The organism is Spirosoma sp. 48-14, from assembly GCF_001898575.1.
Taxonomy (GTDB): Bacteria; Bacteroidota; Bacteroidia; order Cytophagales; family Spirosomataceae; genus Spirosoma.
Genome location: NZ_MKUD01000032.1, coordinates 40,166 through 66,384, shown reverse-complemented (window position 1 = coordinate 66,384; position 26,219 = coordinate 40,166). Strand labels below are relative to the sequence as shown.

Genomic DNA, 26,219 nt, shown 5'->3' with positions numbered 1-26,219 from the left:
GCTACTACCTATAGTTTAGCTACCCTGTGGGCAGGATGTATCGTAAGACCCTACGAACGAATTTAGTACTCTCCCCTATCATCAATGAAAATTGCCCCTTTCTTTTTTCTCCTGCTCGCCCACCTGAGCATGGCCCAGTCGATCCGGTACGCTGTTTCCTTTCCCAACGCCATTCACCACGAAGCCGAAATTAGCCTGACGGTTAATCAGTTACCAAAACATCCCGCCATTTTTCGCATGAGTCGATCTTCGCCGGGACGTTATGCCACCCACGAATTCGGTAAAAACGTATACAATGTGCGAGCGGTCGATGAACAGAACCAGCCTTTAACCGTCACCCGGATTGATGGCGATGTATACAGTGTAGCCAATCACAAGGGGACTGTTACGTTAAGCTACACGTTGTTTGGCAATTACCCGGATGGCACCTACATGGGCATTGATCCACAGAGCATTCACCTGAATATACCCGCTACGTTCATGTGGATCAAAGGCTTTGACCAACGCCCTATCGAGGTAAAGTTCAACCTCCCTGCCGACAATATGGGTGTAGTTGCCACCCAACTGGTTCCCACGGCAGACCGCTTCACGTACACCGCTCCGGGACTACAGTATTTTATGGATTCGCCGATAAAGATTGGTAAACTGGCGATCAAGGAATGGCAACGATCCAACACCGATGGGAAATCAATTACGTTCCGGGTAGCGCTGGAAGCGGCTGTACCCGACTCAACTGCCGATGGTTTCGCCAAAAAGATCAGCCGAATCGTCGATCAGGCGAAGGCAGTATATGGCGAGTTTCCCAACTATGATTACGGCACCTATACTTTTCTGGCCAGCCTGAACCCCTATGTGCGGGGCGATGGCATGGAACATCGGAACTCAACCATGATTGCTGTACCCATTGCCTTCACTGGCCCCGAACGCGTATTGGGCGTATTTGCACACGAGTTTTTTCATGGCTGGAATGTGGAACGGATACGGCCGAAAACCCTCGAACCGTTCAATTTCGAGAAAAGCAACATGAGTTACGAACTCTGGTTCGCTGAGGGATTCACCCAGTATTACGGCGAATTACTACTGGTTCGGGCAGGCTTTACACCGGTTGATAGTTATATGAATACCCTTACCGGCATCATATCGGGAAAACAGTTGACACCGGGTGGTACGTATTTTTCGCCCATTGATGCCAGTTGCCACGCCGTCTTTGTCGATGCCGGGGTTTCTATAGATCGTACGAATTACGCCAATATGTTTACGTCCTACTACACGTATGGAGCCGCTGTGGCCCTGGCGCTGGATCTGGAATTACGACAGCGGAATCTATCACTGGATGCGTATATGCAGGCGGTCTGGCAACGGTTCGGCAAAACGGAACAACCCTATACGGTCGATGGCCTGCAAAGCGAACTTGGCAAGCTCACCACACCCGATTTTGCCAGACAGTTTTTCAGTAAATACATCTACGGTCACGAAGCGGTCGACTATGCCTCGCTCCTGACCAAAGCCGGGGTCGCACTCAAGAAAGCGCAGGAAGGAAAAGCCTGGTTTGGTAATGTCCGCTATGGCGAGACGGATAAAGGGCTCACTTTGCTGACCAGTACCATTCGGGATACCCCTCTTTACAAATCGGGTCTGGATATCGATGATGTGATTACCAGCCTGGCAGGGCAGTCCGTTACCAAAACTGCCGATATATCGACTATTCTCAACCAGCACAAACCCGGCGAAACCCTTCAAATCGCCTACCTGCATCGGGGTGAACCTAAAACAGCATCGGTTACTCTGGCCGAAAATCCGGCTATTTCGGTTCAACTCTACGAAAATGCCAGCCTTTCGCTGACACCTGCGATGCAGACATTTCGTGACAGTTGGCTGGGAGCAAAGTCTGTGAAATAATTCCCCGCCCCACTAACGAGTTGGCGCCATTCCTGGCTGTTCGCATTGGCGAATATCAGACAGGAATGGCGACAACCGTTTCGAACGGACTCTGTATTCCGATTAGTTGAATTTGTTGGCGTCCAGCCGGAAGAAGCGAACGGCATTATTGAACAGAATATCACGCTTCTGATCGAACGAAAGGTAGTCAGCATTCTCGATCACACTAATCGACGCTTCGAATAGCTTGGGCCACATCATGAAATCGGTGCCGTACAGAATCCGTTTACCAAAACCAGCCTGCACCAATCGCTTCAGGTAGGCATGGATTTCGGCCTGCGGATAACTCCAGATGAAGCCCGCCAGATCGACATACACATAGGCATTGGCGCCCATGAGGGCAATCATTTCATCCAACATCGGGTAACCTGCGTGCATCACCCATATTTTCAATTTGGGATGCCGGGCCAGTACATCTTCGAGCAGGAACGGACGTCCCAGCGAAGCGCGGTATTTCGCCTGCGTTAAGTTGGCCATACCATTTCCTCCCGTACCCATATGAATACCAACGGGGATATTCAGTTTTTCAGCGGCTGCAAAGTAGCCATCCAATGACATATCGCTAGGTGAAAGTCCCTGATATTGTGGCGCAACTTCACCCATCACCTTATAAAAACCAGACGAAAGTGAATCGGTGAAGGCCTGTACACTCATTTCATTGGGCGAGCTAACTCCAATACCCGGAATAACCCGATCGGGGGCTGCTTTTTTCCATTTCCGTAAGATCTGTGGATCACCGTAAGCAACAATAGTCATGTTGAGCCGCTCCATCGTAGCGAGTACGGCCTTCTGCATTTCCTCGTCCGACTTGGCCGGTTGTAAGGGGTCTACGCAATCTGTATTCAGGAAGGCCCGCATCTGTAGATTCTGGGTTGGGTCTCCTCCGGGCATATCCCGCAGGAACCACGGGCACATTTCGACGGCAAACCCAGGGCTTACTTTCATCGCGTGCACATGGACGTCGATGATCGGCAGTGGTCGCTTTGGTGGAGTCGTTTGGGCCAAAGCACACCCTACAGTAAAAAAGGCAACAACGAACAGAACAATTTTTTTCATGAAGAACAGAACTATAACATCGTTAGGAACGGACTAATCAGGTGCTAAAGGAGAACAATAGAACCTTTACGTCAAAAGTACATAAAGACTTATTATGTAAAAACAACACAAAGACATTTAGTGAATTAAATTTTCATCGTCTCTCGTCCGCTATATATCGCGGATAAGCCAATTTGAGTAGCCGTAAACCCCAACTCGCTTATCATGATCAATACAATTCGTATACCCCTATGCCCCGACGATTACTTACCCTTTTGATTTTAATAAACCTGAATTTCGGCGCAGCCGTAACCGCTCAGTCAACAGACTTTCGATGGGAATCGGTTGCTCCCGGTGTCTGGAAAGCCGTTGTAGGGCAGTCGGACCGAATTACACCGTTGGCCGTAGCGGGTATTACACCTCGTATCGACCGATTGAAATCATTAGGCGAACCCGCATTCCCCGATGTACTGGCCGGAAGTAGCCATCAGTCGGTCGACGGAAAAACCTACCTGCGCTTTCCTTTACAGAAAGAGGAGCAACTGTTTGGTCTGGGCCTTAACTTCAAAACCGTTCAGCAACGGGGACAAATCAAAACCCTGCATGTCGATCATTACAATGGCAAAGACAATGGACGGACGCATGCTCCGGTTCCTTTCTATGTATCCAGTCTGGGTTATGGGGTATTGATCAACTCGGCGCGATACATCACCGTGTATGCCGGTACAGCCGTTCGAATCGACAGTCCGAACCTTCCACCCGAAAAAGATCGGAACACCCAACGCGATTGGAGCGCCCAGCCTTATTCCGATGCGGTCGACATTCTGGTTCCAGCTTCCGGCACCGAAGTATATATTTTTGCAGGCCGTTCGCCCATGGAAGTAGTCCAGCGGTATAATCTGTATAATGGCGGGGGGGTGTTACCACCGAAATGGGGCCTGGGCTTCACGCATCGAACGCCAACGCTGTTTTCCGACAAACAGATTCTAGCCGAAGTAGCCGATTTCGAAGCCAAAGGCTACCCATTGAGTTTTGTCGGGCTGGAACCTGGCTGGCAATCCCGCTCTTATCCGAATAGTTTTGTATGGGACAGTACCCGGTTTCCGAAGCCGCAGCAATTTCTGGACGCCCTAAGGCAAAAGGAGATTCGGGCCAATTTATGGATCAATCCGTACGTTTCGTCGCATTCACCAATTTTTAAGGACATCCTGCCGTACACGGGCTCGCATATGGTTTGGGTTGGGCGCGTGCCTGATTTTACCCTTCCGAAAGCGCAGGCGTTGTACAAGCAGTTATTTACCCAGCAACACCTGTCGATGGGCATTTCGGGATATAAAGTCGATGAGGTCGATGGATACGATCATTGGCTCTGGCCGGATGTGGCTACATTTCCGTCGGGGATTCCAGCCGAGCAGATGCGCCAGATTTACGGGTTACAATTCCAGAAAATGACCGACAGCTGGTTTCGGGAACGTAACCAGCGAACGTATGGACTGGTTCGAGGCTCCAATGCCGGGGCTTCGGCACTGCCTTATGTGATTTACAACGACTACTACGACCACCACGACTTCATTACGGCCCTATGTACCAGCAGCTTTATCGGTGTGTTATGGACACCCGAAGCACGCTCCTCCAAAACCTCGGAAGAATGGCTCCGGAGGATGCAGTCGGTTTGTTTTTCGCCAATGGCCATGCTAAATGCCTGGGCCGATGGGACTAAACCTTGGACATTTGCCGATGTAGCCCAGGACGTTAAAGAGGTCATGCAGCTTCGCATGCAACTACTCCCCTACCTATACACCACCTTCGCACAATACCATTTCGATGGAAAACCACCTATCCGAGCGATGCACCTGGTAGATGGGTTTTCGGCCGTTTCGCAAACGACGGAAGGACGGTTGAATTCGACCGATAACCCCTACGCGATGGCCGCTACCAAAGACCTGAATGATCAATTTATGGTTGGCGATTATGTGTTAGTAGCCCCCATGTTTGCCGGACAATCCAAACGGACTGTATGGCTGCCTGCGGGAAAATGGTACGATTTCTATACCGGGCAATTGGTGGGCGAGGCTCAGCTTATCGAAATTAGCCCCGGCCTTTCACACATCCCGTTGTTTGTAAAAGATGGTGGAATTATTCCCATGCTTCCACCCCGGCTGCATACTCCCAACAAGCAGGAAACACTTCCTCTGATCGTACGCCATTATGGGACGAAAGAAACGAGCTGGTCACTTTACGATGACGACGGCGAAACCTACGACTATGAACGAGGTCTTTTCTCCTGGACACCGTTAACCGTCAAGCGTAATCGCCAAGGCAAACTCGTCGGTAGCTGGACCCAACCCCGGACGCCCGGCTTTCATTATACGTCCATCAGTTGGCAATTTATGACGCCGTAGCAGACCACCTTTTCCGATAACCAAATCCTTCCCTGGTTGCTAAAATACCCTGCAATCCGCGTCAGAATCGTTATCTTTGTTGTTTCTAACAAGCTAAAAATGGCCGCATGAGTGCCAGTCAACAAACGAAATACCGCTGGATGGGCATCTCACTGGGGCTAAGTATAACCCTGCTGATTATCAAGTTCACGGCTTACTTTTTAACGTATTCGACGGCGATTCTGTCGGATGCGGTCGAATCGATTGTGAATGTAATTGCCAGTGGATTTGCCTTTTACAGCATCTATCTGGCCGGGCAACCGCGCGACCTGAACCACCCATACGGACACGGGAAAATCGAATTTTTGTCGTCTGGTTTCGAGGGAGCCATGATTCTATCGGCAGGGATCGTTATTGTCTGGCAGGCCATTCTGAGCTTTTTTGAACCCAAGGTGTTAAGCAACCTCGATTGGGGCTTTGCCCTGGTAGGCATTACAGCGGCTGCCAATGCGTTTGTCGGCTGGATGCTCATCCGGGCAGGTCGGCAAACCGATTCGGCGGCACTCACGGCCGATGGGAAACACCTGCTTACCGATACGTTTAGCAGCATTGTGGTCATGGTGGGCGTAGCCCTGGTGGCGCTCACAGGTCAGCATTGGATCGATAGTTCTTTATCACTGGGTTTATCGCTGGTAATCATTTACAATGGTTTCCAGATCACCCGCCAGTCGGTAGCCCGGCTTATGGACGAAACCGACATCCCGACCATGAACCGGGTCGTTGACTTGCTCAACACTAATCGGGATCGCCACTGGATCGACGTCCATAACTTACGCGTACAGAAATACGGAGCCGACCTCCATATCGACTGCCATCTGACTCTTCCATACTACTGGGAACTGACCAGGGTACACGATGAAGTTCACCATTTCGAAGATACGCTGAAGGATGGGTTTGACGCCGAAGTAGAAATTTTTGTACACACCGATCCATGTATACAGGACTGTTGCCATTACTGCCGGGTTGCCAACTGCCCGGTGCGAGGGTCAGCCTTTATCAGCGATGTGGAATGGACGGCCGAAAATCTGCAACTGAATCAGAAGCATTTTGTACCGCCAACGGTACTTACCAATCCAGGATTAGCCTCCTAAAGCCCCTGACTGTTAAGTTTCGCTCAGGACGTAAGCAGATTTCGCAGGGCAAGGATATTTGCCGTTTCATCGAACACAGCCCGAACCGGAATCGAAAAGCCTGGCAATGTTTGGCTGGTAATAGTCTCTTTCAACCCAAATGATCCCGTCAATGCGTATTCCAGCGTATCGGCATCAATGCCATACTGCGCAATAGTTCGGCGCAGCGGGTCAATGATCCAGTATTCAGCTACACGATGAGCCGCATAATCGGCAAACTTGATTTCACGGTCAATTTTTTCGGTACTCTTCGATAACACTTCAACCACCAGATCCGGGGCGGGATAATAAAGCTGATCGGGCGTAATCTGTGCAGCCTTGGCGGGTCCAAAATAGCAAATGTCTGGCTCGTAACTATTGCGCGTCAGTTCAACCAGCGCTTTTTCAGCCCGAACATACCCTAACTGGCGGTCATTTACATAAACAGTCAGCAACGTAGCCAATAGCAGCATTGCCGAGTTATGGCGATCCAGGGCTGGTGAATGCACCACGACTTCACCATTGATAAACTCGGCTTTTTTATCTTCGTCCAGCCATTCATAAAAAGCATACCGTTTCTGGCGCTCCTCATCCAGAATAGCCTGCACTTTCTGAAGTATAAGCGGGGCTTGGGGAGTATCTAAAATCTGCAATAGTAGTTCAGACATGGCTAAGTGGGCATTTACCAAAGGTAACGATTTATCGGCCAATTCTATACAACGATAACTCGCCATTACCAGTTAAAATTCCAGCTTACCGACGGAATGATCGTACCGAAAACGGATAGCTGATAGCTTTTCGTTGTGGTGTTTACACGTTGAAAATAAATGGAATACGGGTTCTTACGGGCGTAGACATTGTAAAACGAAAAGGCCCAGTTGCTGTATCGACGCTGCCCTGGCGTTCGTCGGCCATCTTTCGTAAACGATATATCCAGCCGATGGTAATCGGGAATCCGGTCAACGTTTCGCTGTGAGTAGTCCAGCACTTTTGTGCCGTTGAGCCGGTAAGTGCCATCGGGATAAGTAGTCGGTCGGCCACTGGTATACACGAAATTAGTACCGAACGTCCAGCCCCGACTCCATTTCCACTGGGTTGCGATGGTCAGGTTATGTGGTCGGTCGAAAGTGGATGGATACCAGTTTCCTCCGTTGATCTGTACGCTGGCATAGGGACTAGGCACCCGCGCCAGTGTACGCGAATAGGTGTAAGCAACCAAGCCAGTCAGTAGGCCACGCGTTTTCTGGATACTCACTTCCACTCCATAGGCACGTCCCTGCGCCCGTAGCAGATCGGCATCCAGCGTCGGATTGAGCAATAAAGTAGCCCCGTTACGGTACTCGACCAGATTTTCAAGGGTTTTATGGTATACCTCCACCGACGTTTCGTAGGCATTGTCCAGAACATTATGAAAGTACCCTATCGCAAACTGATCGGCTACCTGCGGAGGCACCAGTCCATCACTTACTTTCCAGAAATCGACGGGCGAAATAGCCGTTGTATTGGAAATCAGGTGCAGATACTGCCGGGTTCGGTTATAGCTGATTTTCAACGAACTATTCTTTGTTACGTTGGCTCGGATAGTTAACCGGGGCTCCCAGCCACCGTATTTTGCCAGTGACTGCCCACTCCCAAAATGCAGGGTATCGGTTATGCTCTCGCGGGTACGCGGTTGTCCTTCAGCATATGTATAGGCCACTCCTGGCCCCACATTCGTAAACTGCGCATACCGAATACCCGCCTGCACCGATACTACGCGGGTAGGCGTCCACTCTTCCGATACGTACCCCGCCCATTCACGCGCCTGTTCGGTTGGCAAGGTTATGTTGATAATCGTTGAATTAGTCCCCGTCGGGCTGATGGCTCCCGGGAGCAACTGATAGCCCGTCAATGAACTGCCAAACTCAATCCGATGCGCTGCCGTTGGGGTCCACAAACCATCGAAACGGGCATCGCGCTGGCGGATGGTTGACTGATAGCGGTAGGTATTGAAACTAGTCAGTCCATCCAGAAAAAACCGATAATCGCTTTGCGTAGCATTCAGATTAAACGAAAGATGTGGACTCAAACGTTGGCTCCATCGGGCTGTAAACAGTGTCGATTGCGTTGTATAGAGTGTGTCTTGCGGAAATTTAAAGGTGTCATAACTCCGATAGGCAGTAGCTGACACCTGACTATTTTCGTTAATCCGGTACGTCAGCCGGCCATTGATATCATAGAAAAACGCTCGATCTTTATTCGTTGGAGCCGGGAATAAACCAAGTATAAATGAAGGATATGCGATCCGCCCCCCCGCCAGAAACGTTAGCTTTTTATTCCGACTTGCGGGTCCTTGCACCAGCAATCGACTGGTTAATAAACCGATACCACCAGTTACACTGACCCGCTCGGTTTCGCCCGCTTTGGTGTTCATCAGCAATAAAGACGATAATCGTCCGCCATATGCCGCCGGGATGCCCCCTTTGTAGAGCGTTACATCCTGAATGGCATCGGCATTCAGGTTGCTCAGCAAACCCAGCATATGGCTCGTATTAAATAGCGGGGCCCCATCCAGCAGCACCAGATTCTGGTCGGTACGCCCTCCGCGCACATTGAAACCGCCTGCGCCCTCTCCTACGGTACTGACACCCGGTTGTAAGGTCAATGCTTTCAGAATATCGACTTCACCAAATACCACTGGAATGTTACGCAGGTTTTTCATGTCCAGCCGTACCACGCTCATCTGCGTAGCCGACACGTTGGCATCGGGGGTTCGGCCCGTAACGTTCACTTCGTCCAGTTGGCGTGTGTCGGGATTCAGGGCCACTTCCAGCCGTATGGTATTCCGCCCAGCTTCCAGAAACCGGCTCCGCGAATAATACCCAACCGCTGAGAAGGTCAGATTATACGGGCCTGGTAGCACCTGCATACTAAACGCTCCTGTACTATCGGTAGTGGTGCCTGCTCCCTGCTTTTTATCATAAACCGACACGTTCGTGATTGGCTTACCCGTCACCCCGTCGTTTACCTGCCCATAAATCCGAACCCGAATCTGGGCCTGCACGGTACAGGTATAGAAACAAAGCAACGTCAGTATTCCGTAGCGAATAGCCTTGCCTTTCGTTTGGTTTACCATCCTACCGGTACGTCTAGTTGAAACTGAGGGAAGTTCGACCCGCAGTCGCCGGGTGGAATAAAGGACTTGTTCAGACGATTGAGAAATTTATCATAGTTAATTGTATCACCTGGAATAACCAACCGTTGTTTACTGACGGCCGAAGCCCCAAAATACCCTAGTGCCAGTACGGTCGTATCGGCCTGTAGATGCACATTACCCTCAATAGAAGCCGGTTGAGGGTCGAACAAGGACCCCGTACGACTACGCTGCTCGTCAAAATGTGTCCAGTGTTGATAAGCTGCCCGGCTCAGTGAATATTGCCTGACCTCAACATATTGCCTGCCGACGGCATAGACTGGCGAATTGAACACAGAGCGATGACTGATGCGGTTGCCATTGATCAGTGCATCGGATAATACACTAGTCAACTGACTAAAGTAAGGCACCCAACAGGAACAGGTACTACAAAGTGTCATAGCACCCACTGGTGGATGCTTCGGGTCATAGCTCGCCCAACGAGGTACATAACTGTAGGTCGACCATCGGTAATAATCACCCGGTGTAGCCGGGTCCTGGGTATCTATCAGAATGTTGTACAGGTCTGGCTGACCAGAATATCCGTCCGACTGCCGATACTCAGCATAAACCCGTTCGATTGGCGCTATAGGAGCCAGCAGCTCCGGCGAGGAAACATAAGTACGGCCGTCGGGGAGAACGATCTTTAACGTGTACCGATGACCTGGCTGGCCCCGAAAAGCCGGATTACGCATCCAATAATAGGACGGTAACAAAGGGTCCTGTTCCAGGGCTACGGTTCGTTCGCCATTATCCGTAATCGTAACGATGGCCCCATTGATTATCAGTTCTTCCGGAAAAAGGTTTCCTGACGAATAGGTTCCTGAAAAAGTCAGTTTAATCGGATAGGGTGGCGCTTCATCCGTAATAAACCCATCCACCACCAATCGGGGTTCGACCTGCCGAATCGGCAATTGAACCTCATCGACACAGGCAATCAGTAAAATAAAAACACCAGCTAGTAGCAGATTTCGCATATATCAATAACAAGCAGACCAAGTTCAAAATACCACCCTCACGCCCAACTAATCAGGGAGCAAACTCCCAGAAATCGGTACAGCCCACCAGCCTATGACCCGACGATTCGACCTCCGTCTGGCTTTCGTATCCCCAACCTAGATACGCCCGCTTAGGCCCGCTCCACACCACCAGATAGCGATTACCCTGCCCCGGATAGTCGGTCAGATACTGCCATTTATCCGTAGCCGGGTCATACTGCCAGATGTCGCGCAGGCCACGCTGGTCAGAAGCTGTACCCAGGCCGAAGTATCCTTTTCCATTCACCGAAAACCCAATGCCTCTTGATCGCTGTGTACCTGGAAAATCCGCTTTACGGGTCCAGATATCCTTTTGCGAATCGTAGGCGAACAAATGGGGTTGGCTTCCTAACACCTGATTGACCACATAGCCCGTTTCACCCAGACTAAACGTGGCCATAATACCTGGTTTTTCGGGCAGGGGAGCGCGAGCTTCCTGATCAAACTGAGCATAAATACCACGCATGGCCGGTGAACCGTTGTTGGTCAGAAAAAACGCCCATTCGGTGGTGGTAAAATACACCACTTCGCCATCTTCGCCTTGATAATACGGAAATACCCGGCTGCCCCCAGCCGGAAAAATGGCGTATAAATCCCGTGAATAAATATACTTATCAGGAAACAGATCGTCGGTCTGGTAGCCCATCCCATAGAAATACGATCGGTCGACATTGTGGTAATACAGGACATACTCGATCAATCCCCGGCGCAGTGTCAGATAGGGCGGGTTATAGTCGTACCAGGTATTTAATTGATAGTTAAACAAGGCCCTCTGCCAGGTTTCGGCATCCACATACCGCGTGACCTGCACCGTACTGCCCGTCCGATCCAGATCCGAAACGAAGCTGACAATCGACCCGGTAAAATCACCACTATTGAACGGCAACTGAGCCAGTCGCTTCCACGGATTATAGGTCGTATGCGTATACGTTCGCTCAAGAGTAAGGGTATCTTTCTGATTGTAGCGAAAGCCCAGTCGTAGCGTATAGGCTTGCCCCGGATTTAAGGCTGACAACTGCAATATAGTCAGACTAAACGGATCATAAACCTGCTCCTCGACCGAGTTTAGGGCTAATACCGTGCCTGATGCGGTCTGAGCGGTCAATCGCCAATCGGTCGGTTTAATGGCCGAAGTTAGCTTAACGATCACCTCAGCGGTTGCCGGTCCGGTTGGCTGTACCGACACCAGAGCCGCCTGCGACGGCAACACCACATTTGTGTTTACAATTTTGGCCGGTTCAGGAGTTTTCGAACAGCCTGTTATTAAACACACGGTTAGCCCAAGCAGCCACCATCTTAACCGATTATTCACAGGAAGGTGTTAGATATATGATCGTCATGCAATATAGGGCCTCCAAAAGAATGATTAGTAATAAAATAATTTTTCTTTATCGAAATAGTTGTATTAAATCTTTTTATTTACCAATTTTGACTCACTTGCTGCTAACGCGGCATCCATCATTGCTTTTTTCAATTCAGGTTGTATTCAATGGGAAAGGCTGGCCGCACTACGACCAGCCTTTTTATTTTTATACGTTCACATTCATTCAGCAAATAGTTACTATCAATACCGAATTAGCAATAGAATCGGGCAACCACTAAAAGAAAACAAACCAATCGCCCTCTTTTTTTGAATTTACCAGGTTTCTAAGCAGTAGAACGCTTACCTTTGCGGCTTCAATCGCCCGCGTGTGCAATGCCGCTGATTGCCCCATCCAGCTATGAGCCGCCCGCCCGTTTATGGAACGGCCACCTACAAACCATTATTCCCTCGCTGTTTCGCAAGGTATCGGTTGCTTACGTCCGCGAACGTATCGAAACGCCCGATGATGATTTTCTGGATCTGGACTGGGGAAGGGCAATGGATAATGATCAATGGATAATGAATAATGAAAAAGCTGCGAGTGCTCATTATCCATTATCCATTGATCATTATCCATTAGTTATTCTCTCCCATGGTCTGGAAGGCAGTTCAACGAGTCCGTATCTGGCAGGTATGGTCAGGCAGCTGACTAATCATGGATTCGATTGCCTGGCCTGGCACTATCGGTCGTGCAGTGGTGAGATGAACCGCCAGCAACGTTTTTATCACGTTGGTGAAACCAGCGACCTGGACTTTGTAGTTAACTATGCCCTCACGAAAGGGTATACAACCCTGTATTTGATGGGGTTTAGCGCAGGTGGCAATGTAACCTTGAAATACCTCGGCGAACAAGGCAGAGCAATCCATCCAGCTATCAAAAAATCTGTTGTTTTTTCGGTCCCCCTCGATCTGATGGGCTCAGCCCGACGGCTGGAGCAATGGGATAGCTGGGTGTATAATTACCGATTTAATCGAACGCTTAAACGAAAGGTATTGCAGAAAGCCGAAGTGATGCCGGGTGTTTTTCCGACCGAAGCTGTTCGAAAAGTTCGGAGCGTTCGAGAGTTCGATAATACCTTTACGGCACCTATGAACGGCTTTCGGGATGCACTGGACTACTATACGCAAAGCAGCTCGCTTCAGTTTATTCCGAATATTGCGATACCCACGCTGATTATCAATGCGAAAAACGACCCGTTTCTTTCGCCCGAATGTTTCCCAGAATCGTTGGCCCGGGAACTACCCAACGTCTGGATGGAGTTTCCAGAGCAAGGTGGCCACTGTGGCTTCCCCGACAGGCACAGCAGCCTTCAGGGTACCTACTGGTCGGAAAAGCGAGCGCTCGAGTTTTTAACAAAATTATAGTCCTGGTATGATACCTTATCAAGTAGATATACAGCAATATTTTAACTCTCAACCAGTTAAGAGAGCTTATTTATTTGGCTCACACGCTCGAGGAGAAGCTACCCAGGAAAGTGATGTTGATATTTTGGTTGAATTGGAGCCAAAGGTATCTTTATTTGACTTCGTGCGAATGAAGATACAGTTAGAAGAACTTCTGCATGTATCCGTCGATCTGGTGTCTGCCAATGGCCTTTCGCCTTACATAAAGCCGTACATTGATCAGGACAAAAAGCTGATTTATGAAAAAACAGCTAAATGAACAGGTTCGCATCCAGCATATGTTAAGTGCGATTGCTGAGATTCAGGAGTTTGCAGCTACTACCAACTATGACGAATACTTAATAGACCGAAAGCTACAACTTGCCTTAACCCGACTGATTGAGATAATTGGCGAAGCATCAAATCATGTTACAGAGGAAACCAAAAATCGCTTTACAGATATAGAATGGCGAGTACTAACTGGAATCCGTAATGTAATTGTCCACGAATATTTTGGCATTGATTACGATATTATTTGGGCTGTTATTCAGCAAGACATCCCACCGCTTCGAGTAAAACTGGAATTCTTATTACAACAATTTAATAAAGAGTCGGAATAGATTCTCAAATTCATGCTCACCAAACCATTGGAACAGACGTACTACATCATTGATTTCGACAGTACCTTCACAAAGGTAGAGGCCCTCGACGTGCTGGGCGAAATCTCACTCATCGGCCGACCCGACCGGGAGGATGTACTCAACGAAATTAAAGCCATTACCGACCGGGGCATGTCGGGCGAGATTTCGTTTACCGAATCGCTCAATCTACGGCTGAACCTGCTCAAAGCACATCGCGATCATCTTCCGGCGCTCATCGACAATCTGATGGGCAAAATCTCCGACTCGTTTCAGCGCAACAAGAATTTTCTGACCGAGAATGCCGAGAACATTTACGTGGTATCGAACGGATTTAAAGAATTCATCGTACCGATTGTTACATCGCTGGGGGTTCTGGCCGACAATGTGTTTGCCAATACGTTTGTGTTCGATGACAGCGGTGCCATTATCGGTTTTGACCCAGAAAATCCGTTGTCGGCCAATGGGGGAAAATCGCAGGTAATTCGTAACCTGAATCTGGATGGCGAAGTGTACGTGCTGGGTGATGGCTATACGGATTATGAAATCCGGGCGTCGGGGCTGGCGAACCGTTTTTATGCCTTTACTGAAAATGTGATGCGTCCACGAGTGGTCGAAAAAGCGGATCACATTGCGCCTTCACTCGATGAATTTTTATACCATAACAATTTGAATCGCAGTCAATCCTATCCCAAGAGTCGGATCAAAGTACTACTGCTGGAGAACGTCCACCCGGTGGCGGTTCAGCTCTTCGAACAGGAAGGCTTTAACGTCGAAATCCGAAAAGGGGCGCTGGATGAAGATGAACTCATCGAAGCCATTCGCGACGTATCGATCCTGGGCATCCGTTCCAAAACCAACGTGACTGCCCGCGTCCTCGAACACGCCAACAAACTGATGACAGTCGGCGCATTCTGTATTGGCACCAATCAGATTGACCTGGACGCCTGCACCCGGAAAGGCATTGCGGTGTTCAATGCCCCTTACAGCAACACACGTTCGGTAGTCGAACTGGCGATTGGTGAGATCATTATGCTGATCCGGAGCATTGTTCCGAAAAGTAATCTTATGCACCAGGGCGGCTGGGATAAGTCGGCAAAGAACAGCTTCGAAGTGCGGGGTAAAAAACTGGGGCTGGTCGGTTATGGCAACATCGGCACCCAGTTATCGGTTGTGGCCGAAGCCCTGGGTATGGAAGTGTACTTCTACGACATCGTGGATAAGCTGGCGCTGGGCAATGCCCGTAAATGCAAATCGCTGGATGAACTGCTGGCTATTGCCGACATCATCAGCCTGCATACCGACGGCCGTAAGGAAAACAAAAACCTGATCAGCTACCGGGAGTTCTCGCTCATGAAAGCCGGGGTTATTTTCCTGAACCTGTCGCGGGGTCATATTGTAGATGTTCCGGCTCTGGTCGATGCCATTGAGCGGGGTAAAGTGGCAGGTGCGGGCGTCGATGTGTTCCCGCACGAACCCAAAACCAACAACGAAGAGTTTGTCAGTGCTCTTCGGAACTTACCAAACGTGATTCTGACTCCGCACATCGGTGGCAGCACCGAGGAAGCCCAGGAAAATATTGGCAATTTTGTACCAGGCAAACTGCTCGAATACATCAATAATGGCAGTACGTATGGCAGTGTCAATTTCCCGGAACTTCAGTTGCCACTGCTCAAAGGCGCACACCGACTGCTCCACATTCACGCCAACGTACCAGGTATTCTGGCAAAAATGAACTCGATTTTCGCCAAATATCACATCAACATTCACGGCCAATACCTCAAAACCAACGAGCAGATTGGCTATGTGATTACAGACGTGGCGAAAGAATATGCCGAGGAAGTTGTCGATGAGCTGAAGAAAATCGATAATACGATCAAGTTTAGGCTTCTCTATTAATAAGGGAGTAACGCAAAAAGGAGGAAGGGAAGAATGAAAAAACTACCGGCCTCCTTTTTGCGTTACTCCCTTTCTCTTTTCCTCCTCTTTTATGCCCAACCGCTACTTTCAACCTTCCTCATTCGAATCACGTTATGCGCAATGGATATCACCCGGTAGAGTAGCTATATGCTTCGCAGGATTAGCCCTGCTGTATGGCATCTTTTTTATCCGAAATTTCAGTGGCCCTCTGGCCAGTATGGTTCCCAGCGATACCGACCAATGGGATTATATTGGCTATTACTTCGCTAAGAATCTGTCGTTCAGCCCATTCCCCCATCTGGATCTGCTGAACGATAAAACCTTTTACCCCTACGGAACCAACCACGTTTTTCAGAGCTGGGCTTTTGAGCAGGATTACTGGTACGCAGGCTGGTACCTGTTTCTGGGCAACGGCCCCTGGCTGAACATCTATTACCTGATCAGTCTGTTTCTGCTCAGCTTTGGGCCCTATGTATTGCTTCGGCACGATTACGGGGAATTCCGGGCCGCATTGGCAGGTTTGTTTGTCTGCTTCTTCAACTTTTACGCGCTCAACAAATACCCCGGCCATTTCACCCATGCGGTCATCCACTGGACGGTGCTAAGTATCTTAACCGATTTCCTGCTAACCCGGCGGGTTGTGTTGCAGGAACGGGTAAGTCTCCGGTTTCTTCTCCTGAAAATTCTTCTAATCCTCTTATGCCTGGGCCACGACCTGACCTATATGGCTGGGTATGCCTTGAGTTCATTTACAGTCAATTCGTTGTTTGTAACCGGACTACTGGGCTGGCGATTGGTTCGAAGCCCACAAAAACCGGGTGAACAAATCAGGAATCTATTGGTCAGTTGGCGTGGTGAACGACAAAAGCCGCTCATTCCGATTGCATTGCTATTCGCTACGCTGCTGATTAGCTTTCTTTACCTGCCGCTGCTGCTCGAAATTGTACAACAAACGCAGTCATTTGTCTTTAAAGACCGTTTTGCCAATGGGCATGGCTGGGTACATCCGCTCCGGTTGCTGGCCCCTTACTTACCCGGATTTGATCCGATTATCGACCCGTTAGGAGGGTATCTTAAGGACATGCCCGAAGGCTATGGGGCAGGAAGTGCCGGCTGGTTTCTGCTTTTCCTGGGTCTGCTGGGTTTCTGGACCACCCGCAAACCCATTCGCTGGGCGTATGTCCCCCTCCTTATCTTTGGCCTGATACATGCCCTCTATCACCCGATTCGAATCCCTACGCTCCAAATTTTCCCCTGGGATCGATTCAACCGGATGCCTTCGCGGGTTACCATCACTTACCCGGTTATCTTGGTCATTTTTGCGCTGCATTGGAGTGGTCGTATTCGCCCTGCCTTTCTCGTTTTTTGGTTGGTGATTGGGCTTATCGAGGCTGTCAGCGTATATCAGTATCGCTATAGTCAGCAACCGTATTATTATTCCGACTCATTCAAGGCTTACATCGACCGAATCAAGCAACAACCCGGTGAAGCCATTTTAGACTGGCCTTTCTGCCTGATTGGGGGCAATTCGGTTGGTTTGCCGGAAGGACTTTGTCCGTTGTATAATCGAACGAATATGCTCTATGCGCTTCAGCGCTTTCACGATAAGAAAACAATCGGTCATTATTTCGGGCGGTTGCACGAGTCGCAGATCAAACCCTTTATTCGGGCGGGCTGGCCTGACCTGCTGAATCATCCAGACACGTCGAGTATCTGGGAGGCCAAGCAGTTGACCACCTGCCTGACTGATGACCAATGGCGTTTTTTTAAGGAATTCTATCAGGCCAATGACTTCGCCGGTATCAATCTTTGCATAGATTTGCTGCCTAAATCGTGCGTAGATTTGTTTTATAAACAGATGGGTCGGCCAGTGGCTGCTACTGAAGTGCCAGGGGCCGGTCATGTTGTGTTCATCCCCAAATCAGCTGCCATGCGGCAAAAAGTCAATCGCTTACTAGGCCAGTCGGTACGGTTTCCCTGCGGCTGCCCACTCAATCCCTAATTCAATTATTATGCCTCAAACGTACTTTACGCCCGGCCCTGCCGAACTCTATCCGACCTTTTACAAGCATTTGCAGACGGCTATGGATGAGCAAATTGGCTCGATTTCGCACCGTAGCCAACGGTTCCGGGACCTCTATAAGTTCACTGACGAGCAGCTTCGGACGTTATTGAGCATTCCGGCTACGCACGGTATTTTCTTTACGGGCTCAGCCTCCGAAGTGTGGGAACGCATGCTGTTGAACTGCGTTGAGTTTGAGAGTTTTCACCTCGTCAACGGTTCATTCTCGCAGAAGTTTTACGATTACGCCAATGCGCTTCACAAACACGCGCAAGTGTTCGAAAAGCCGTTTGGCGAGGGATTCGACGCAGCCGAAATTCAGGTCCCCGAGTATGCCGAGGTTGTCTGTCTGGCGCACAATGAAACCTCTTCGGGCGTGCAGATGAAAACCTCCGAAATCCATAAGCTCAAACGCAAATACCCGAAAAAGCTATTCTGCGTGGATATGGTTTCGTCGGCCCCCTACCCCGATCTTGACTTTAGTATCATTGATTCGGCTTTCTTCTCGGTACAAAAGGCATTTGGCATGCCTGCCGGTCTGGGTGTCTGGATTGCCAGTGAAGGCTGTCTGGCCAAAGCCGAGCGGTTGCAGAAGTCCGATTCGCTTACTATTGGCGCCCATCATACGCTGCCAACGCTCTGGAAACATTATAAAACGTTTGAAACACCAGCTACGCCGAACGTATTATTTATCTATTTGCTGGGCAAGATCGCCGAAGATTTCAACCGGATCGGTATCGATACCATTCGGAAGCAGACCGAAGAAAAGGCGAAAATGATTTATAAATTCATTGACAACTCCGATGCTTTTGAGGCTTTTGTTAAGCAGGAGCGCCACCGCTCGCAAACCGTCGTTGTAGCCACCACTCAAAAGCCATCTGCCGATGTCATTGCAGGCGCCAAAGCCGCGAATATGGTCGTAGGCAGCGGATACGGTAAGTTCAAGGAAAGCCAGATTCGGATTGCCAATTTCCCGGCCACTTCGGCCGATCAGGTAGCCGCTTTACTAGAGCAGTTGCAACGTTAGTTCATTTACTTACTCAGTGCGCATCACAAAGAGTTTTGTGATGCGCACTGGTTTATAGTAACGACTTAATTTATAGCCGGTTAAGGTGATGTTGCGTGTGAATGCTGATAAAATAAAGCATTTCCCGCACGGTCAGTTTGCCCAATGCAGGATGTGGCATACAATACGCATCCAATTCCTGTTCCGTCCAGCTTTCAAGTGCATTGTTTACAGCCGTATACATCGCTGTAAATCGATCAATGACAACCTGTTTCTCAACGTTCATATCCTCAGGCCGGGGAACAAAGGGCGTTGGCGCTTTCATGCCAGTAGAAAGCACGGCGCCATACTCCGCAGCAAGTTGGTCATACGTTTTGGGTAGATGATCAGCTTTTCCCCACTGCGTCAATACCTCACGCGGGCCTGCCATTACTTTAACAACGGGCCGGGCCGATAGGTACAGATGCTGCATCACATCAGCTACGGACCATTTATCGCCGGTATGACTCTGAAACTCCTCTTCCGATAATCGGTTAGCCACGTCAACAAATGCATGACAATCGGCGGTAATTCGTTCTGAAATCGTTTGCATAGCGTTTTCTTCACCCCTGGCCCCCTCCCGTTTTGGGAAGCGAGACCTACGCAGGCTTTCGCTTATTTTTCTAATTGATGGTCAAAGTAGTAAAGTCAACGATATAATTCACAAGGCTGTATTGTACGCTAAAAGTAGCACTAGCCAGCGGATACCGCAAAAAGTCGTATTTTTGACGAACACTCGTCCATCAAAATAACAAAGTAATGAAACACTTCCTGCTTACTGCGTTTTTGCTTACCGCTTCGGTCGGCGTCTTCGCACAAACCAGCTTCCACGGCAAAAAAATTACAGAGACCGGCGCCATTCCAGCGACTCAGCTCGCCAATAAAATGGGCGACAAACCACAAATGCCAGCTAAAGTAGAAGGAACGGTTGAGTCGGTCTGTAAAGTAAAAGGCTGCTGGATGAAACTGAAAACGGCCGATGGGCAAACTATGCGCGTCACGTTTAAAGATTACGGCTTCTTTGTCCCAAAAGATATTGAAGGCAAAACCGTGGTTGTTGAAGGACTGGCAGAAACTACCACTACACCTGTAGCCGACCTGCGTCACTACGCACAAGACGCTGGAAAGTCGAAGGAAGAAATCGAGAAAATTACCCAGCCCGAAAAAGCCCTGACGTTTGTGGCCGATGGCGTTATCGTAAAAAGATAGCTGACTGTTACAACCCTTTTTTTAGTTCTTGAGTCCTGCTAAAAAAAGGATTATAGTATGATACAGTTCAAGAAAAAGCTTTCTGGTTTACTCTTCGTTGGAACACTTGTTTTTGCCGCTTGTCAACATGCCAACACCGACCCTACTGATCAGGTGTCATTGGGGCTTCATCAATCAGCACGGATTGGTTCCGACGTAACCGTTCGGGTCGATTCTATTCAGGACAGTCGCTGTCCAGCCAATGCCACGTGTATCTGGGCAGGCCAGGCGAAGGTGAAGATGCAACTATCGGCTAATCAGGATTCAACCACGGTGCGGCTGTCTTTAGGCGCTGAACCCGGCAGTACAAACAAACGTCCCGATTCGACGAATGTAACGCTCAGTAGTCAAACGTATAAAGTGATTCTGCGTGAAGTAAACCCCTATCCGGATACGACACCGAGCAATCAGCCTCAAACGGCGGTTGTGCAGGTCACGAAGCTATAGGGTTCAGAACACGTACGATAAGTAAAGGAAAGTAGGCCCAATGAAGCGATTCCTGATTATCGGAACCATCGTCTTTTCGGCTTGTCAATCCAATGACACGCTACCGGCCAATCAGGTCTCGGTGAGGCTTCATCAATCAGCTCGACTGAGCTCTGACATTATAGTGCGTGTTGATTCTATCTGGGATGGCCGATGTCCGAACTCAACGTCCTTTTCCTGTTTAACAGCAGGGTCGGTTACGGTTAAACTGCTCCTGTCAAAGTCTGTCGACTCCAGCGCAGTCCGATTGACGCTAGGGTATTATGACAAGAACAATCGCCTGGATTCAACGAAGGTTACTCTGAGTAGCCAGGCCTACAAAGTAGTTCTGAAAGATGTGACACCCTATCCAACTTCGTTTATGCCAGATCCAACTCAAAAAGCGATCGTTGAGGTTGCCCGTTTATAGGCATTATTAGCGTCTTTTCCGTATTTTCAGGCCGTAACGAATTCGTTACGGCCTTTTTCGTACCCAACCACTATAGTCAATGAAAAAAATATACCTGCTGGCCGGTCTTTCGCTACTGGCGTTTCCCCTTTTTGCCCAACGTACGCTTATTCACTGCGGTAATCTGTTCGATGGGGTTGGCAACAGTGTCCAGCCGCAAATGACCATCGTTGTCGAAGGCAACAAAATTACGGCCGTTCAGAAAGGCTATACAGCAGCCTCGAGTCAGGACCAGGTCGTTGATCTCAAATCGAAAACTGTACTGCCCGGCCTGATCGATATGCACGTTCACCTCGAAACCCAGACCCGGCGTGGTGGGGCCATCGATGGCTTTACGAGCAATCCGGCCGATGTGGCGTTCCGGGCGGCCCGTTTTGCAAAAACAACCCTATTAGCTGGATTTACAACGGTTCGGGACCTGGGTGGCTCCGGCATCAACGTATCGCTCCGGAATGCCATCAATGCGGGTCTGGTGGAAGGGCCGCGTGTATTAACGGCAGGAAAATCCATCGCTACTACGGGTGGCCATGCCGATCCTACCAACGGCTATCGCAAAGATTTGATGGGAGACCCCGGCCCGGAAGATGGGGTCATCAACGGCCCGGATGATGCCCGCAAGGCCGTTCGGCAACGGTACAAAGACGGTTCTGACCTGATCAAAATTACGGCTACAGGTGGCGTTCTGAGCAATGCCAAGGATGGTTCAGGCCCACAGTTTACGGAAGAAGAAGCCAAAGCGATTGTGGATGCTGCCAAAGATTACGGTTTTTCGGTAGCTGCTCATGCCCACGGTGCCGAAGGCATGAAACGAGCCATTCGGGCGGGGGTTCAGACCATCGAACATGGCACTTTCATGGATGATGAAACCATCGAGCTATTCAAAAAACACGGCACCTATTTTGTACCCACCATCATCGCCGGAAAAACGGTAGCCGACTCAGCCAAGCATTTCGGCTATTACACCGCTCTGGTTACGCCTAAAGCCTTAGCTATCGGCCCTAAAATTCAGGCTACGTTTGCTAAAGCCTACAAAGCGGGGGTAAAGATTGCGTTCGGGACCGATGCGGGTGTATTCATTCACGGCTATAACGCTAAAGAGTTTGAGTACATGGTCGAAGCCGGAATGCCATCCGTTGAAGCCATCAAATCGGCGCTGCTAACCAATGCCAAACTACTCAATATGGACGCACAAATCGGGTCGATTGAATCGGGCAAATTTGCGGACATCATTGCCGTCGATGAAAATCCTCTTCAGAACATCAAGACCCTACAGGCCGTCAAGTTTGTTATGAAAGACGGCAAGGTGTATAAGCAGTAGATCTCCCTACTTACTTAAGCCGCGAGAATGCCGAGATGCAAGAAGTCTAAAAGCTACCCATCAAATCGTTGCGATCTCGCGGTTTAACTAAGTTCTATCTATTACTTATTTCTTTTTCACGACTAGTTCATCGGGAATAAACTGGCAGTCAGGCAACACCTCAACTACTTGGCTCCAGTCGCGAATGAGCCAGTCTTTTCCGGGTTCGGCAATCAGTACTTTATGTGATTTCGTGAATAACCAGATCACTTTTTCAACGCCAAACTGAAGAAGTTTTGTCGTTTTCTGCTCGTAGTAGTCAAATTCAGAGTCGAATTGGCTCAGGCTTGCTTTCGTATCTACTTCAATTGCGACTTTGGGGGGCACCCATGCATATTTTGTCTCATCCTGGCCTTCCAACGCACTTAGCTCGAAAATAGCTACATCACAAGCTCGCCAATCCCCCTTACCGAATTGAATACCAAGTTCATTTCCTAATACGGCATAAACATCCATATCAAGGACCGTCGATAGATGAACGATCAATCGACTCACCAGTAAACTCTGTAAAATACTTGAACTCATAACCTGCTCTACTGTTTTTACCCCTTTCAGGACGTCATCGTAACCAGCGTAATACACCGGCTTGCCAGCCCACATTTCGTAGACGAGCGATTTCAGCAAGCGGGCTCGTTCGACCCGGCGCTGTTTCTGTTCAGCAGTAAGAGGAGGACGTTTGGATTTATTGGCAGCTTCCATCATCAAACGATTTTACAGCACTAATATACGAAAAACAGTCGATAGGCACTCGCCGTCAATGATGGGCTTTGTACCTATCGACTGAGGAGTATTAACTCAGTAGTCCCAGCATCAGGCCACGCAATTCAGCCAGGCCGCGCAACCGGCCGATGGCTGTATAACCGGGATTGGTCCGTTTTCCTGATGTCAGGTCGTCGAGCATTCGGTGGCCGTGGTCAGGGCGGAACGGCATCCGTATATCCGATCGTCCTTCGTCCTGTCTGCGTTTTTGTTCGGTAAGTAGCGCCCGCATAACGGCTGGCATCGGCACATCACCTTCGAGGTGGTTAGCCTCCTGGAAGCTTCCGTCTGTATCGCGCTGAGTACTGCGCAGGTGAATAAAATGGATATTTGGCGCGAGTCGTTCGGCCATACCTGCCAGGTCGTTGTCGGCCCGGACCCCATAGGAGCCGGTACAGAAACACAGCCCATTCGACGGTGAATCGGCAGCCGCCAGCAAAGCACGGGCATCGGCTTCGGTACTGACTACCCGTGGAAGGCCCAGAATCGGGTATGGAGGATCGTCGGGGTGAATGGCCAGCCGGACGCCGACCGATTCAGCAACCGGGACAATTTCCCGAAGGAAAGCATACAGATTCTGTCGGAGTTCGCGGTCACTAATGTCCTTATACGCTGCCAGCGCATCGCGAAACTTCTCGACCGTATAACTTTCCTCCGAACCCGGCAATCCAGCAATGATAGTGCGCGTCAGCCGTTTGACCTGCGCATCGTTCATGCTATCGAGCTTGGTTCTGGCCAGCCGTTTCTGTTCGTCATTATACAGATACTCAGCCCCCGGACGCTGGAGAATATACAACTCAAAAGCCGCAAACTCCGTAGCGTCGAACCGAAGGCCGGTCGAACCGTCGGGCATTGGGTAATCGAGGTCGGTGCGCGTCCAGTCGAGAACCGGCATAAAATTATAGCAGACCGTATCGATACCGACCTCCGCCAGGTTTACAATCGACTCTTTGTAGTTGTCAATATACCGACGAAAATCGCCGGTTCGGGTTTTGATTCCTTCATGCACCGGAATACTTTCGACCACCGACCAGCTCAGGTGATTGGTTTCGATCAGGGCTTTACGGGTCTGAATTTCTTCAACGGTCCATACTTCGCCGTTCGGAATATGATGCAGGGCGGTTACAATACCCGTAGCGCCTGCCTGTCGGACATCATTGAGCGATACCGGATCGTTTGGACCGAACCATCGCCAGGTTTGTTCAAGCATAAAAACAGTTGTTAATCATCAATGGCTGTTTGTTCGTTACAGTTTATAGTATTCACGTTAGGGTTTCAATGAGTGTCAGACTCGCCTGATGTTTCCTGCGCCAGCCCACTACAAATAGAAAACCGAATACGATATACCGTGAACCACTTTTTTCGGGTAAATAAGCATTTTAATTTTCTTTTCTCCCCAACCTATTTTCATTGTTGTGCAAATTCCAACCCCTTCGGGCCGCTTTCGCTGGCGTATTGTCGCGTTGTTGTTTCTGGCAACGACCATAAATTACGTAGATCGGCAGGTGTTATCGTTTACGATGACTGACGACCTGTTCCGAAAGGAAATGCTCGATGTAGCGCCCGACACCGTTCTGACCAAAGAAGCCACCGACCGGTTTAAAGTGCTGTATGGTGACGTTGATGCGGCCTTTAAATTCGCCTATGCCATTGGCTTTCTGCTGGTTGGCTGGCTCATCGATCGGTTTGGTACAAAACGGGGGTTCTCATTGGGTATTCTTGTCTGGAGCATAGCCGCTGTAATGACCGGGTTTGTCCATAATATGGCTGGACTTCGATGGGCGCGGGCTTTTCTGGGTCTGGGTGAGTCGGCCAACTTTCCATCGGCTATTAAAACCGTATCTGAATGGTTTCCCAAAAGTGAGCGATCGTTTGCCAGTGGCCTTTTCAACGCCGGAACCAACGTTGGCATTATTCTGACGGCCTTTGTGACGCCTTATCTTATTCTTGAACTTGGCTGGCGTAGTTCATTCCTCATTACCGGAATGCTGGGTTTTGTCCTGCTAATTATCTGGTGGTTTACGTACACCAAGCCTGAGCGACAGGTCAATCTGTCGACCGAAGAACTGGCCTACATCCGCAGCGACAATGAGAAAACAATTCCGGTACATGTTTCGTGGGGTCAACTGCTGGGTTATAAACAAACGTGGGCGTTTGCTGTAGGTAAGTTCATGGCTGACCCGATCTGGTGGTTTTATATTTCGTGGCTTCCCGACTTCTTTAACTCCAACGATGCCTTTGAAGAAAAACTGGAACTCAAAACATTTGGGGTTCCCTTTTTGATTATCTACATCGTTTCGGATGCTGGCAGCATCTTTTTCGGCTGGCTCAGCACTCAATTCATGAGTTGGGGCTGGACTGCCAACCAGGCTCGAAAAACCACAATGATGATTTGTGCGGTCTGTGTAATCCCGATTTTCTTTGCGGCCCAGACCAGTAGCCTCACCGTCGCGATTGGTCTATTAGCCCTGGCAACAGCCGCTCACCAGGGCTGGGCTGCCAATATGTATACCTTTGCGTCGGATCTTTTCCCAAAAAATGTGGTAGCCTCTGTGACCGGCATTGGCGGCATGTTTGGCGCTGTAGGCGGTATTCTGTTAAGCTTGCTGGCTGGGCGGATTATTACCTCGTTCGGTTATTTACCTATGTTTATCATTGCCAGTTGCTCATATCTGATTGCCCTTGTACTTATTCATTTAATATTACCGAAATTGGAGCCGCTAAAGGCCGAAGATTTAGAAAGTAGTACCCATTGGCTGGCAGGCACTAGATTATAAA

General features: G+C 49.5%; 22 protein-coding genes. 14 read left to right on the top strand and 8 right to left on the bottom strand.

Features of this window, described 5'->3' with window-relative positions; genetic code table 11:
- Nucleotides 1-84: 84 nt before the first annotated feature.
- The gene (locus tag BGO59_RS17940) at nt 85-1,899 is read left to right on the top strand and encodes a M61 family metallopeptidase (RefSeq protein ID WP_293685257.1); all 1,815 of its coding nucleotides are present in this window, start codon (nt 85-87) and stop codon (nt 1,897-1,899) included.
- Between the two features lie 102 nt (nt 1,900-2,001).
- On the opposite strand, the gene BGO59_RS17935 is transcribed toward BGO59_RS17940, so the two are convergent.
- Nucleotides 2,002-2,994 carry an amidohydrolase family protein gene (locus BGO59_RS17935; RefSeq protein WP_293685255.1) on the bottom strand — a complete coding sequence of 331 codons (993 nt, stop codon included), beginning with the start codon at nt 2,992-2,994 and terminating at the stop codon, nt 2,002-2,004.
- 230 nt (nt 2,995-3,224) lie between these two features.
- On the opposite strand from BGO59_RS17935, the gene BGO59_RS17930 reads away from it, so the two are divergent.
- Together BGO59_RS17930 and BGO59_RS17925 are read left to right on the top strand one after the other, a co-directional pair.
- Nucleotides 3,225-5,375 (top strand): TIM-barrel domain-containing protein, encoded by a 2,151-nt coding sequence (locus BGO59_RS17930; RefSeq protein WP_293685253.1) that lies wholly within the window; start codon nt 3,225-3,227, stop codon nt 5,373-5,375.
- A gap of 107 nt (nt 5,376-5,482) precedes the next feature.
- Nucleotides 5,483-6,505, top strand: a complete 1,023-nt coding sequence (locus BGO59_RS17925; RefSeq protein ID WP_293685251.1) for a cation diffusion facilitator family transporter — start codon at nt 5,483-5,485, stop codon at nt 6,503-6,505.
- A 23-nt stretch (nt 6,506-6,528) separates the two neighbouring features.
- Here BGO59_RS17925 and BGO59_RS17920 read toward each other — a convergent pair whose 3' ends face one another.
- The 4 genes from BGO59_RS17920 to BGO59_RS17905 all read right to left on the bottom strand — a co-directional run bounded on the left by BGO59_RS17920 (nt 6,529) and on the right by BGO59_RS17905 (nt 12,005).
- Nucleotides 6,529-7,191 carry a Uma2 family endonuclease gene (locus tag BGO59_RS17920; protein ID WP_293685249.1) on the bottom strand — a complete coding sequence of 221 codons (663 nt, stop codon included), beginning with the start codon at nt 7,189-7,191 and terminating at the stop codon, nt 6,529-6,531.
- Nucleotides 7,192-7,256: 65 nt separating this feature from the next.
- A complete protein-coding gene (locus tag BGO59_RS17915) occupies nt 7,257-9,638 on the bottom strand; it encodes a TonB-dependent receptor (protein WP_293685247.1) in 2,382 nt (793 codons plus the stop codon).
- Nucleotides 9,632-10,672 (bottom strand): DUF4249 domain-containing protein, encoded by a 1,041-nt coding sequence (locus tag BGO59_RS17910; protein ID WP_293685245.1) that lies wholly within the window; start codon nt 10,670-10,672, stop codon nt 9,632-9,634. Before BGO59_RS17910 ends, BGO59_RS17915 begins: the two co-directional genes overlap by 7 nt.
- 52 nt (nt 10,673-10,724) lie before the next feature.
- The gene (locus tag BGO59_RS17905; RefSeq protein ID WP_293685243.1) at nt 10,725-12,005 is read right to left on the bottom strand and encodes a hypothetical protein; all 1,281 of its coding nucleotides are present in this window, start codon (nt 12,003-12,005) and stop codon (nt 10,725-10,727) included.
- Nucleotides 12,006-12,428: 423 nt separating this feature from the next.
- On the opposite strand from BGO59_RS17905, the gene BGO59_RS17900 reads away from it, so the two are divergent.
- The 6 genes from BGO59_RS17900 (at nt 12,429) to BGO59_RS17875 (ending at nt 19,125) form a co-directional block, all read left to right on the top strand.
- The gene (locus BGO59_RS17900) at nt 12,429-13,460 is read left to right on the top strand and encodes an alpha/beta fold hydrolase (protein WP_293685241.1); all 1,032 of its coding nucleotides are present in this window, start codon (nt 12,429-12,431) and stop codon (nt 13,458-13,460) included.
- Nucleotides 13,461-13,467: 7 nt separating this feature from the next.
- Nucleotides 13,468-13,758, top strand: a complete 291-nt coding sequence (locus BGO59_RS17895; RefSeq protein ID WP_293685239.1) for a nucleotidyltransferase family protein — start codon at nt 13,468-13,470, stop codon at nt 13,756-13,758.
- Nucleotides 13,739-14,098, top strand: a complete 360-nt coding sequence (locus tag BGO59_RS17890; RefSeq protein ID WP_293685237.1) for a HepT-like ribonuclease domain-containing protein — start codon at nt 13,739-13,741, stop codon at nt 14,096-14,098. The genes BGO59_RS17895 and BGO59_RS17890 overlap by 20 nt, the downstream gene beginning before the upstream one ends.
- Nucleotides 14,099-14,110: 12 nt before the next feature.
- On the top strand, nt 14,111-16,015 hold the full coding sequence (gene serA / locus BGO59_RS17885; protein WP_293685235.1) for a phosphoglycerate dehydrogenase: 1,905 nt from the start codon (nt 14,111-14,113) through the stop codon (nt 16,013-16,015).
- 91 nt (nt 16,016-16,106) lie between these two features.
- A complete protein-coding gene (locus BGO59_RS17880) occupies nt 16,107-18,038 on the top strand; it encodes a hypothetical protein (RefSeq protein ID WP_293685233.1) in 1,932 nt (643 codons plus the stop codon).
- Nucleotides 18,039-18,048: 10 nt separating this feature from the next.
- The gene (locus BGO59_RS17875) at nt 18,049-19,125 is read left to right on the top strand and encodes an aminotransferase class V-fold PLP-dependent enzyme (protein WP_293685232.1); all 1,077 of its coding nucleotides are present in this window, start codon (nt 18,049-18,051) and stop codon (nt 19,123-19,125) included.
- A 70-nt stretch (nt 19,126-19,195) separates the two neighbouring features.
- Here BGO59_RS17875 and BGO59_RS17870 read toward each other — a convergent pair whose 3' ends face one another.
- Entirely contained in the window at nt 19,196-19,696 is a 501-nt protein-coding gene (locus tag BGO59_RS17870; protein ID WP_293685230.1) for a DinB family protein, read from the bottom strand.
- Between the two features lie 206 nt (nt 19,697-19,902).
- On the opposite strand from BGO59_RS17870, the gene BGO59_RS17865 reads away from it, so the two are divergent.
- The 4 genes from BGO59_RS17865 to BGO59_RS17850 all read left to right on the top strand — a co-directional run bounded on the left by BGO59_RS17865 (nt 19,903) and on the right by BGO59_RS17850 (nt 22,643).
- Nucleotides 19,903-20,352: a DUF4920 domain-containing protein gene (locus BGO59_RS17865; RefSeq protein ID WP_293685228.1), complete on the top strand. Its 450-nt coding sequence runs from the start codon at nt 19,903-19,905 to the stop codon at nt 20,350-20,352.
- Nucleotides 20,353-20,409: 57 nt separating this feature from the next.
- Nucleotides 20,410-20,838, top strand: a complete 429-nt coding sequence (locus tag BGO59_RS17860; protein WP_293685226.1) for a hypothetical protein — start codon at nt 20,410-20,412, stop codon at nt 20,836-20,838.
- 40 nt (nt 20,839-20,878) lie between these two features.
- Entirely contained in the window at nt 20,879-21,286 is a 408-nt protein-coding gene (locus tag BGO59_RS17855) for a hypothetical protein (protein ID WP_293685224.1), read from the top strand.
- Between the two features lie 79 nt (nt 21,287-21,365).
- Nucleotides 21,366-22,643, top strand: coding sequence for an amidohydrolase family protein (locus BGO59_RS17850; protein WP_293685222.1), 1,278 nt, complete (start codon nt 21,366-21,368; stop codon nt 22,641-22,643).
- 105 nt (nt 22,644-22,748) lie between these two features.
- Here the strand turns inward: BGO59_RS17850 and BGO59_RS17845 are convergent, their stop codons facing one another.
- Complete coding sequence (locus tag BGO59_RS17845; protein ID WP_293685220.1) at nt 22,749-23,384, bottom strand: Uma2 family endonuclease; 636 nt, start codon at nt 23,382-23,384, stop codon at nt 22,749-22,751.
- A gap of 88 nt (nt 23,385-23,472) precedes the next feature.
- A complete protein-coding gene (gene uxuA, locus BGO59_RS17840) occupies nt 23,473-24,651 on the bottom strand; it encodes a mannonate dehydratase (protein WP_293685218.1) in 1,179 nt (392 codons plus the stop codon).
- Nucleotides 24,652-24,856: 205 nt separating this feature from the next.
- On the opposite strand from uxuA, the gene BGO59_RS17835 reads away from it, so the two are divergent.
- Nucleotides 24,857-26,218: an MFS transporter gene (locus BGO59_RS17835; RefSeq protein ID WP_293685216.1), complete on the top strand. Its 1,362-nt coding sequence runs from the start codon at nt 24,857-24,859 to the stop codon at nt 26,216-26,218.
- Nucleotide 26,219: the final 1 nt, after the last annotated feature.